Genomic DNA, 9,034 nt, shown 5'->3' on the forward strand with positions numbered 1-9,034 from the left:
GGTACAATAACATCACTCTATTATATCATAAAAATATTTTTTGAGGGAGAATAAATGACAAGTCTATTAATTGTAGGTTACAAGGCTTTTGAACTTGGCATTATGAATGAGAAAGACATGCGCATCAAGATCATCAAAGAAGCGGTCAGACGGGATTTGCAGCGCCTGCTGGATGAAGGATTGGAGTGGCTTATCTTCACGGGAAATCTAGGTTTTGAAACTTGGGTTTTGGAAGTCGCTCAGGAATTAAGAGAAGATTATAATTTCAAGATTGCGACGATTTTTCTTTTTGAGGATCAGGGAAAAAATTGGAACGAAGGAAATCAGGCTAAACTAGCAAATTTTAAACAAGTAGATTTTGTCAAATATGCTTATCCTAGCTATCAAAATCCGAGTCAGTTTCGTGAGTACAATCAATTTCTGCTTCAAAATACGGATGGTGCTTACCTGTTTTACGATGAAGAAAATGAAACCAATCTTAGGTATCTTTACAGGGAGATGAAGAATCAAGAACAGTATTTTATCAAAAAATTAACATTTGATGATCTGAATGAGGTTGCAGAAATTTTTTCGGAAAAGTAGGGTATAAATCTTGCTTTTTATAGGTGATTTCGTATATAATTGGATATGATAAACTAGATTGGAGTGAGAGCATGGCGAGTATTGTTTATACAGCAAAGGATATTTTTGATCAAGACTTTAAGCGTGAGGTGCGAGGATATAGCAAGGCTGAAGTGGATGAGTTTTTGGATGATGTGATTAAGGATTATGAAACTTATGCAGCTTTGGTAAAGGAGTTACGTGAGGAGATTACCCTTCTGAAGGAACAAGTATCGAATCAAGCAACTACTACTCCTTCGACGCCTAGTCAGCCAGCTCAACCAACAATTGAGATGCCACAGATGGGAACAGCGACTAACTTCGATATTTTGAAACGCTTAAGCCGTTTGGAAAAGGAAGTTTTTGGCAAACAGATTCTGGACAGCGAAGAGCAATAATGTTGCAGAGTGCAATTTTTGGATAATCGCGTGAAGATTTGATATTTTCATGAGGAAAGTCCATGCTAGCACCGGCTGTGATGCTGGTAGTGTTTGTGCTAGGCGAAACAATAAGCCTAGGGACGGAGCAATCCGTTACGGCGACTGAAAAGGCTAAGTCTTTTAGATAGGCCTGAATAGGTCTGAAAGTGCCACAGTGACGTAGTTCTTCTGGAAACAGAAGAAGTGGAACGCGGTAAACCCCTCAAGCTAGCAACCCAAACTTTGGTCGGGGCACGGAATGCGTGGAAACGAACATAGCATTCTGACTGGAAACAGTAGACAGATGATTATCGAAGGAGATGGTACCTAGTCATTTCTGGAACAAAACATGGCTTATAGAAAATTGCACATAGGTTAGCTAGCGTATGCTAGCTTTTTGATTAAGATATAGAGCCCCTTAGACAGAAGTAAGCTGAAGGGATAAAATGAGGAAAGTAAGGCTTTTCTCAAGAGGATCGTCAAGTAAGAGTATTCTGTTTTCTAGCTGAGGCCAGCTTTTAGAGTATAGCCAATCAGAAATTGATAGAGTAAGAAAGAATGAAAGAAAGATTTAATTTAATTGCTACTGCAGCAGCAGGTCTGGAAGCTGTGGTCGGCCGTGAAATCCGAGATTTGGGTCTAGATTGTCAGGTTGAAAATGGCCGTGTTCGCTTTAACGGCGATATCAAAACTATTATTCAAACTAATCTCTGGCTACGCTCCGCAGATCGGATTAAGATTGTTGTGGGAACATTTCCAGCCAAAACATTTGAAGAGCTTTTTCAAGGTGTATTTGCCTTGGATTGGGAAAATTATCTATCCTTAGGTGCCAAATTTCCCATTTCTAAAGCCAAATGCGTCAAGTCAAAACTGCATAATGAGCCCAGTGTTCAAGCCATTTCAAAAAAAGCAGTTGTGAAAAAACTGCAAAAGCATTATGCTCGTCCAGAAGGGGTTCCCCTGCAGGAAAATGGAGCAGAGTTTAAGATTGAAGTTTCCATTTTAAAAGACCTTGTGACGGTCATGATTGATACCAGTGGATCTAGCTTGTTCAAACGTGGCTATCGGACAGAAAAAGGCGGAGCGCCAATCAAGGAAAATATGGCAGCCGCGATTTTACTTTTGTCAAATTGGTATCCAGACAAACCCTTGATTGACCCGACTTGCGGATCAGGAACTTTCTGTATCGAAGCGGCTATGATTGGGATGAAGATGGCGCCAGGTTTACACCGTTCCTTTGCTTTTGAAGACTGGAATTGGGTAAACAAGGACTTGGTACGTCGGCTTAGGGCAGAGGCCCTAGCTCAGATTGACCAAGATATTCAGCTGGATATTTCAGGTTCTGACTTGGATGCCCGTTTGGTAGAGATTGCCAAGAAAAATGCGGAAGAAGCGGGTGTTGCTGACCAGATTCAATTTAAGCAAATGCGTCTGCAAGACCTTCATACGGACAAGATCAATGGCGTCATTATTTCCAATCCGCCTTATGGTGAGCGTTTGTTGGACGATGATGCGGTGACCAAGCTCTATCAAGAAATGGGAGAAACCTTTGCTCCTTTGAAAACATGGAGTAAATTTATCTTGACCAGTGATGAGGCCTTTGAAGTCAAATATGGCAGTCAGGCGGATAAAAAGCGAAAACTTTACAATGGTACTTTAAAAGTTGATTTATATCAATACTTTGGCCAAAGGGTCAAAAGACAACTAGATTAGAAAGGAAATGCTGTGAGCAAAGAAGAAAAGATGCCAACAGAGCAAGAATCAAAAGAAACCGTTCTTGACTTAGAAGATGCGAAAGAGATGACGGTCGGTCAGGCTGCTCGGAAAAACGAGGAAGTCGAAGCTGGTGTGACTGAAGGAGACAATATCCTTGATAAATACATCAAGCAACACCGAGATGAAATCGAAGCAGGGAAATTTGAAACCCAAAAGCTGAGAATCATGGAAGAGCTGGCACAACAAAAAGAAGCTTTGATACAAGAGACCATCAAACAGCTTAAGAGTCAGTCTCAGGCAAAGAAAAATACTGCCAATGTGACCTCACCTTCGGCGCAGCCAGTGAAAGCAGAAACGGCAAACTCGGCAAATGTAGAGACTACAAAGGCTGCACAACCAGCGCTAACAGTTGCAGCTGAAGCACCAATTATCCCAGCAACAAAGCCGATATCAAAGCCAGTTCCGACAGTGTTTGAAGATGAGGACGAGCCTGAGACAAAACCTTTCTACAAGAAGAAAGCCTTCCTATACTCAGCCTTAGGTCTTGTAGCGCTTGCCGCTGGAACGACTTGGTACTTTCATCAAGGTCGGGGTAGCCACAAGTCGACAACTGGTTCCAGTTCGACCGTTTCTTCTAGCAAAAAGAAATCTACAAGCTCTAGTGAAACTAAGAAAGAGGCTGCTAAAGAATTTGAAGACCTCTATGCTAGCTTCTTTACGGATAGTAGTCAGACAGCTATCAAAAATGACAAGTTTGGCGATTTGGATAAGCTGAAAACTAAGTTAGATGTCTTAACTGGCAGCTCAGAATATACAGCTGCTAAAAAGAAGTATGATGATCTTGTTAAGCAAATTTCTGCTATCCAAAGTGTGAATTCGCAATTCAATACGGGTGCTATCGTTGATGGTCTCTTGAAGACGGATGCCCAAGTGAAAGAAAACGCCAATCTTCCAGATGTATCGACAGGTAATAGCAAGTTGGATGATGTCTTGAAGGCGGCTATTGCTCAAGGACGTAGTCAGCAGCTACCAGCACCAGCGCCTAGTCCGACAGTGGAACCGTCAGCGCCATCAACAACACCAACAGTACCAGCCGCACCATCAACGCCGCCAGCTGTGACTCCAGCGCCTAGTGATCCTAGCGGCATTAGAAATGCAGAAACTGGTATCGGACTACCAAGTGCAGGAGTTAACCTCCAGCGCCACCTTAGCCGTGTGCCTTACAATCAAGCAGCTATTGATGATGTCAATAATCCTGCTTGGACCTTCAATCCGGGTGTTTTAGAAACGATCCTCAAGGTGTCTCGCGAGCGTGGCTATATCACAGGAGATCAGTTTATCCTTGAAAAAGTTAATATTGTCAAGGGGAATGGCTACTACAATCTCTATAAACCAGATGGTACTTATCTATTTAGTATGAACTGTAAGACAGGCTACTTTGTAGGAAATGGAGCTGGGTATGCAGAAGATTTGGATTATTAATCATCTTTCTCACTAATCTATTCAAAATATATAAAAAAGTTAGACGGATCTGAGCCAAGTATCTTGGATTAGCCGTCTAGCTTTTTTGTATAAATAGTTACTTATTGTTAATTCCTATAATAATCTATGGTTTGAATTACTAGGTTAATATAGATAGTTTGAAATAGCTTGATTTATCAAGCTTAATTTCAATAAATGAAGATTTCAATAGATTGAATTCTTGTTTTATTTCTGTTAAAATACTATCTGGAGCATTAGGACACCTAGCATAAAAATGTAAAAAAGTGTGTATTTTTGCTTATAAACTATAGCATGCAATAAGCCAGCTTCTTTGCTAATGGTCATGAGATTAACAAAAACTGGCATGTTGGAAAAGGAAAGGAAAAGGATGTTTCGAAGTAAGAAATATAACAAAGATTTCGAGATTATTGACGAAAAGAAGCGGTATAAGCTCTATAAGTCTGGGAAAAATTGGGTAAAAGCTTCAAATTCTCAACTCGACCTCTTTCGTATTGGTGGAATGGGAGAAGTTGTCTCAAGCGGCTTGTCAGATACTGAAGAGCTTGATCACGACCATCTGAGCCTCAATACTCTTGCAGGTCTGGGAGGGATATTAGCCGCTGGGGCAGCGGGTCTAATGGTGACTCAGGAGCAGTCTGTCTATGCAGATGAAATATCTGAATCTACTGATAAAGCAGTTGTATCAGCTGAAGTCAAGGACAATGAGGAAGCAGCAGAAGCAAGTACAAATTCGATCATTGCTCAAGCGCAAGCGGAAATGCGAAAAGCAAAAGCAGAACAAGCTTCTGAGTTGGCCTCTGTTTCAGTTGCTCAGTCAGCCAGCGCTTCTGTCTCTACAAGTGAGTCAGTCTCTATTAGTATCTCGACTAGCCAGTCTGTTAGTCAATCGCTCAGTCAATCAATTTCCGCTAGTAACTCAACTTCTATTAGCCGGTCTGTATCTGCTAGCAGTTCGGTCTTGACTAGCAAATCAGCGAGTACTGCGCCTGCTGTAAAAGTATCAGAGAGCAAAGCGCCCGCTAAGCTAGAAAGTGCTAACAATACAACTTCTCTAGAACAGGATAAAGTGCTAACTAGCGCGTCAGAAGCTGATGCTTCTGTCTCAGCTTCTAATTCTGTCTCACTGGATATCAGAGTCAATGTTGCTGATAGCTTTGTCTCATCTGGTGCGGGACAAAGTTTAGCTAGCGCTACTTTGAGCAATAGCCAAGCCCTAGCAACCAGCAATAACCTGGCCGCTGGTGTGCTAGCGGATAAGAACCAAGCCCAAGGCAAGGATGCGCTCAAACAAGCTGAGAAGAGTCAAACGGTAGATAAGACTGTAGCAACTTCACCAAAAGAGTCTGGTCAGGCCGGCTTCCGCAGTGCCAGTCAATCAACAAGTGGATCGAATGTTTCTGTAGTGTCAAGTTTGTCTGTTGAACAGAGTGGATCGACGACAGCAATTGACCAGCAACCTTCTACTTCAAAAGAAGCAAAGAACCTTGAAATTGACTCAGCTGAATTAAAAATAACTGAAATTACTGGTAAGAATAGTGTTAGTGGAGTTCAATCAACTTCTGTCACAACTAGCTTAATTGAAGCTGCTGCGGTTGCATTAGCATCTTCAGAAGTCACTGCTAAACAACAAGAAGAAAACCGTAGGAAGTTGACCAATCTTTCAGCTGAAATAGGTGACTATCTAGCAAAAGCGGTTGATTTACCAAATACGGATTCAGCTCTTGTTAAGGCCAATGCTGCAGTAACAGAAATTGAAAAAGCCCTGACTGATCCAACTAGTGATTTAACAACAGTATTGCAAAAAGCTACTTCAGCGCGTAATTCGATTGTCAATGCTGTGTTGGCGGCTAATTCTGGTGTGCGTGATCCACGAAATGGGACAGAAATTGCTAGAGGGGCACACTCACGTGCAGCCTCTAATCCACCTACGATTTCTATGCCATCTACTATCACAATTTATAATGATGAAGCAATCAATAATTTTCAGATAAGACTGAATGATGATAAAGGGATGGCTAAAATCACGGCCTCCCCATCCAATGCTATTATTACAGGTTTAAAAGCACCGAACTATCCAACTAACAAGAAAGGGGAATTTGGAGATCTATATATCTATGATCAAAGGGGGAATAAAACAGGTGGTCAAAGGTCATACACCATTGACATAATAGGGACAGTGGGTCGTGAAAACGGAACTTGGAAACCCTATAAGCCTGGTACCTATGTTCTGGAGTACACAGTAACAGATATTCATGGCCTAACTGCGACAGCACGTACGAATTTCCATATCAAAGGCTTCAACGAACGCCACAACCCAGTTAGTGGGGATACTGTTATTGTTAAGAATCCCTCTTCTTTGACTGTAAGTGAACGCAATCAAGTACTTGAAAAATTTAAAGAAAAAAACCAGTCGCTTTTATCTGGTAGTGATTTTACGAAAGATGGCGTAACCGGAACGATTTCGGTAGCTGAAAATGGGAATATTACCATTACCTACCGTGATAATACTACAGCTGTTATCCCAGCTAATGTGGATGCTGTTCCAGTTCCAAGTGCGACGGTGACTCGTAATGGTCAAACTCTAACACCTGTAAACGGCAACTATGTTGTGTACGCAGGAGATGATATTCAAATTAATTTCACTGCTACAGATAATAGCGGGCAATTATCAGAATTTAAGATCGTTTCAAATGAAGATGCAAATGGTTCAGCCCTTAAAAATAATTTCTTTGAAGATAATAAATATGGGACGGGAACAGTAGATCATTTAACGGGGAATATCACAGCGACTACTGCTAGTCCAGCTCGCATTACAGTAAGAGCTCATTTGAATGATAATCTAGAGTACGATAAAAATGGTAGAAATAGTTGGCAACGTAATGCAGTAGCAACGGATAAGGCTGGGAATAAAAATAGTGCAGGAAATGCTTCGCCAGGTAATGTCCGTATTGTGCAAGGTAGACTGACAGATATTATGGAAGGGGTAGCACCGACCGAAACCTTCCAAGTAGAGAATGTTTCTGAATTAAAACTTCAAGAAAAAACTCGTATATTGGCGGCTGTTGAGAAACTAAACAATAAGCAGGAAAAACGTATTGATTCCTTTACTATTAGTAACAATGGAACAGTTACCATTATCTATAAAGATAAGACTACGGATACGTTCACTGTAAAACTTTCTGATAGTGAGTATAAGAGTAGCAGTGCTTCAACTAGTCTAAGTCAAAGACAGTCAACCAGTGTCTCAGTAAGTGCTAGTACATCAGCGAGTGCGTTGGCTTCAACGAGCGCCAGCCGTTCAGTTTCTGCTAGCCAGAGCTTGTCTACTTCCTTGCGCAATAGCCAGTCGGCATCGATGAGCGCCAGCCGCTCGGTTTCAGCGAGAAATAGTGTTTCGGCCTCAGTGAGCGGTAGTCAGTCTGTCTCAGTGAGTCAGAGCGTTGCTTCATTGAGCGCCAGCCGTTCAGTTTCTGCTAGCCAGAGCTTGTCTACTTCCTTGCGCAATAGCCAATCGGCATCGATGAGCGCCAGCCGTTCGGTTTCAGCGAGCAATAGTGTTTCTGGCTCGGTTAGCGGTAGTCAATCCGTCTCAGTGAGTCAGAGCACCGCTTCATTGAGCTTGAGCCGGTCAGTTTCATTAAGTAAGAGTGCTTCGGCTTCGTTGAGTGGTAGCCAATCCGTCTCATTAAGCAAGAGCGCCTCAACCTCATTGAGCGGTAGCCAATCAGTTTCACTGAGTAAGAGTGCCTCCGCTTCGTTGAGCTTGAGTCAGTCAGTTTCATTGAGCAAGAGTGCTTCGGCTTCGTTGAGTGGTAGCCAATCCGTCTCATTAAGTAAGAGTGCTTCAGCGTCATTGAGCCTGAGCCAGTCAGTTTCATTGAGTAAGAGTGCCTCCGCTTCATTGAGTGGTAGTCAATCCGTCTCATTAAGTAAGAGTGCTTCATCTTCGTTGAGCTTGAGTCAATCGGTTTCACTAAGTAAGAGTGCTTCAACTTCATTGAGTGGTAGCCAATCAGTTTCACTAAGTAAGAGTGCCTCAGCTTCGTTGAGCTTAAGCCAGTCAGTTTCATTGAGTAAGAGTGCTTCAGCATCATTGAGCGGTAGCCAATCTGTCTCATTGAGCAAAAGTGCCTCAGCTTCGTTGAGTGGTAGCCAGTCAGTCTCATTGATCAAAAGTGCCTCGGCCTCATTGAGCACGAGCGCTTCAGCTTCACTGAGTGGTAGTCAATCTGTCTCATTGAGTAATAGTGCTTCAGCGTCACTGAGCACCAGCCAGTCTGTCTCAGCAAGCGCAAGTGCTTCAGCATCAGTAAGCCTGAGCCAGTCTGTCTCAGTAAGTGCCAGTGCTTCAGCATCAGTAAGCTTGAGTCAATCCGTTTCAATAAGCACAAGCGCCTCAACTTCATTGAGCACCAGCCAGTCTGTCTCAGTAAGTGCCAGTGCTTCAGCATCAGTAAGCTTGAGTCAATCCGTTTCAACAAGTGAATCAGCTTCAACCTCATTGAGCACCAGCCAGTCTGTCTCAGTAAGTGCAAGTGCCTCAGCTTCATTGAGCGCCAGCCAGTCTATCTCAACAAGCGCAAGTGCTTCAGCGTCACTGAGCACCAGCCAGTCTGTCTCAGCAAGCGCAAGTGCTTCAGCATCAGTAAGCCTGAGCCAGTCTGTCTCAGTAAGTGCCAGTGCTTCAGCATCAGTAAGCTTGAGTCAATCCGTTTCAATAAGCACAAGCGCCTCAACTTCATTGAGCACCAGCCAGTCTGTCTCAGTAAGTGCCAGTGCTTCAGCATCAGTAAGCT

General features: G+C 42.7%; 5 protein-coding genes and 1 other RNA gene. All 6 read left to right on the top strand.

The annotated features are described in order from the left end of the window. Positions 1–54: 54 nt before the first annotated feature. A complete protein-coding gene (locus D8790_RS10170; RefSeq protein ID WP_125388496.1) occupies positions 55–582 on the top strand; it encodes an SLOG family protein in 528 nt (175 codons plus the stop codon). A 71-nt stretch (positions 583–653) separates the two neighbouring features. Then, positions 654–998 carry a cell division regulator GpsB gene (gene gpsB / locus D8790_RS10175; RefSeq protein WP_125388497.1) on the top strand — a complete coding sequence of 115 codons (345 nt, stop codon included), beginning with the start codon at positions 654–656 and terminating at the stop codon, positions 996–998. 14 nt (positions 999–1,012) lie between these two features. Then, positions 1,013–1,381, top strand: an RNA gene (gene rnpB, locus D8790_RS10180) — RNase P RNA component class B. A 196-nt stretch (positions 1,382–1,577) separates the two neighbouring features. Further along, positions 1,578–2,732 (top strand): THUMP domain-containing class I SAM-dependent RNA methyltransferase, encoded by a 1,155-nt coding sequence (locus tag D8790_RS10185; protein WP_125388498.1) that lies wholly within the window; start codon positions 1,578–1,580, stop codon positions 2,730–2,732. 12 nt (positions 2,733–2,744) lie between these two features. Further along, entirely contained in the window at positions 2,745–4,217 is a 1,473-nt protein-coding gene (locus D8790_RS10190) for a cell division site-positioning protein MapZ family protein (RefSeq protein ID WP_125388499.1), read from the top strand. A gap of 388 nt (positions 4,218–4,605) precedes the next feature. Next, the coding region (locus D8790_RS10560; RefSeq protein ID WP_185761943.1) for a MiiA motif-containing surface protein at positions 4,606–9,034 on the top strand (4,429 nt) is incomplete at its 3' end.

Origin of the sequence: Streptococcus cristatus (genome assembly GCF_003943535.1) — a bacterium.
In the GTDB taxonomy this organism is placed as follows: Bacteria; Bacillota; Bacilli; order Lactobacillales; family Streptococcaceae; genus Streptococcus; species Streptococcus cristatus_L.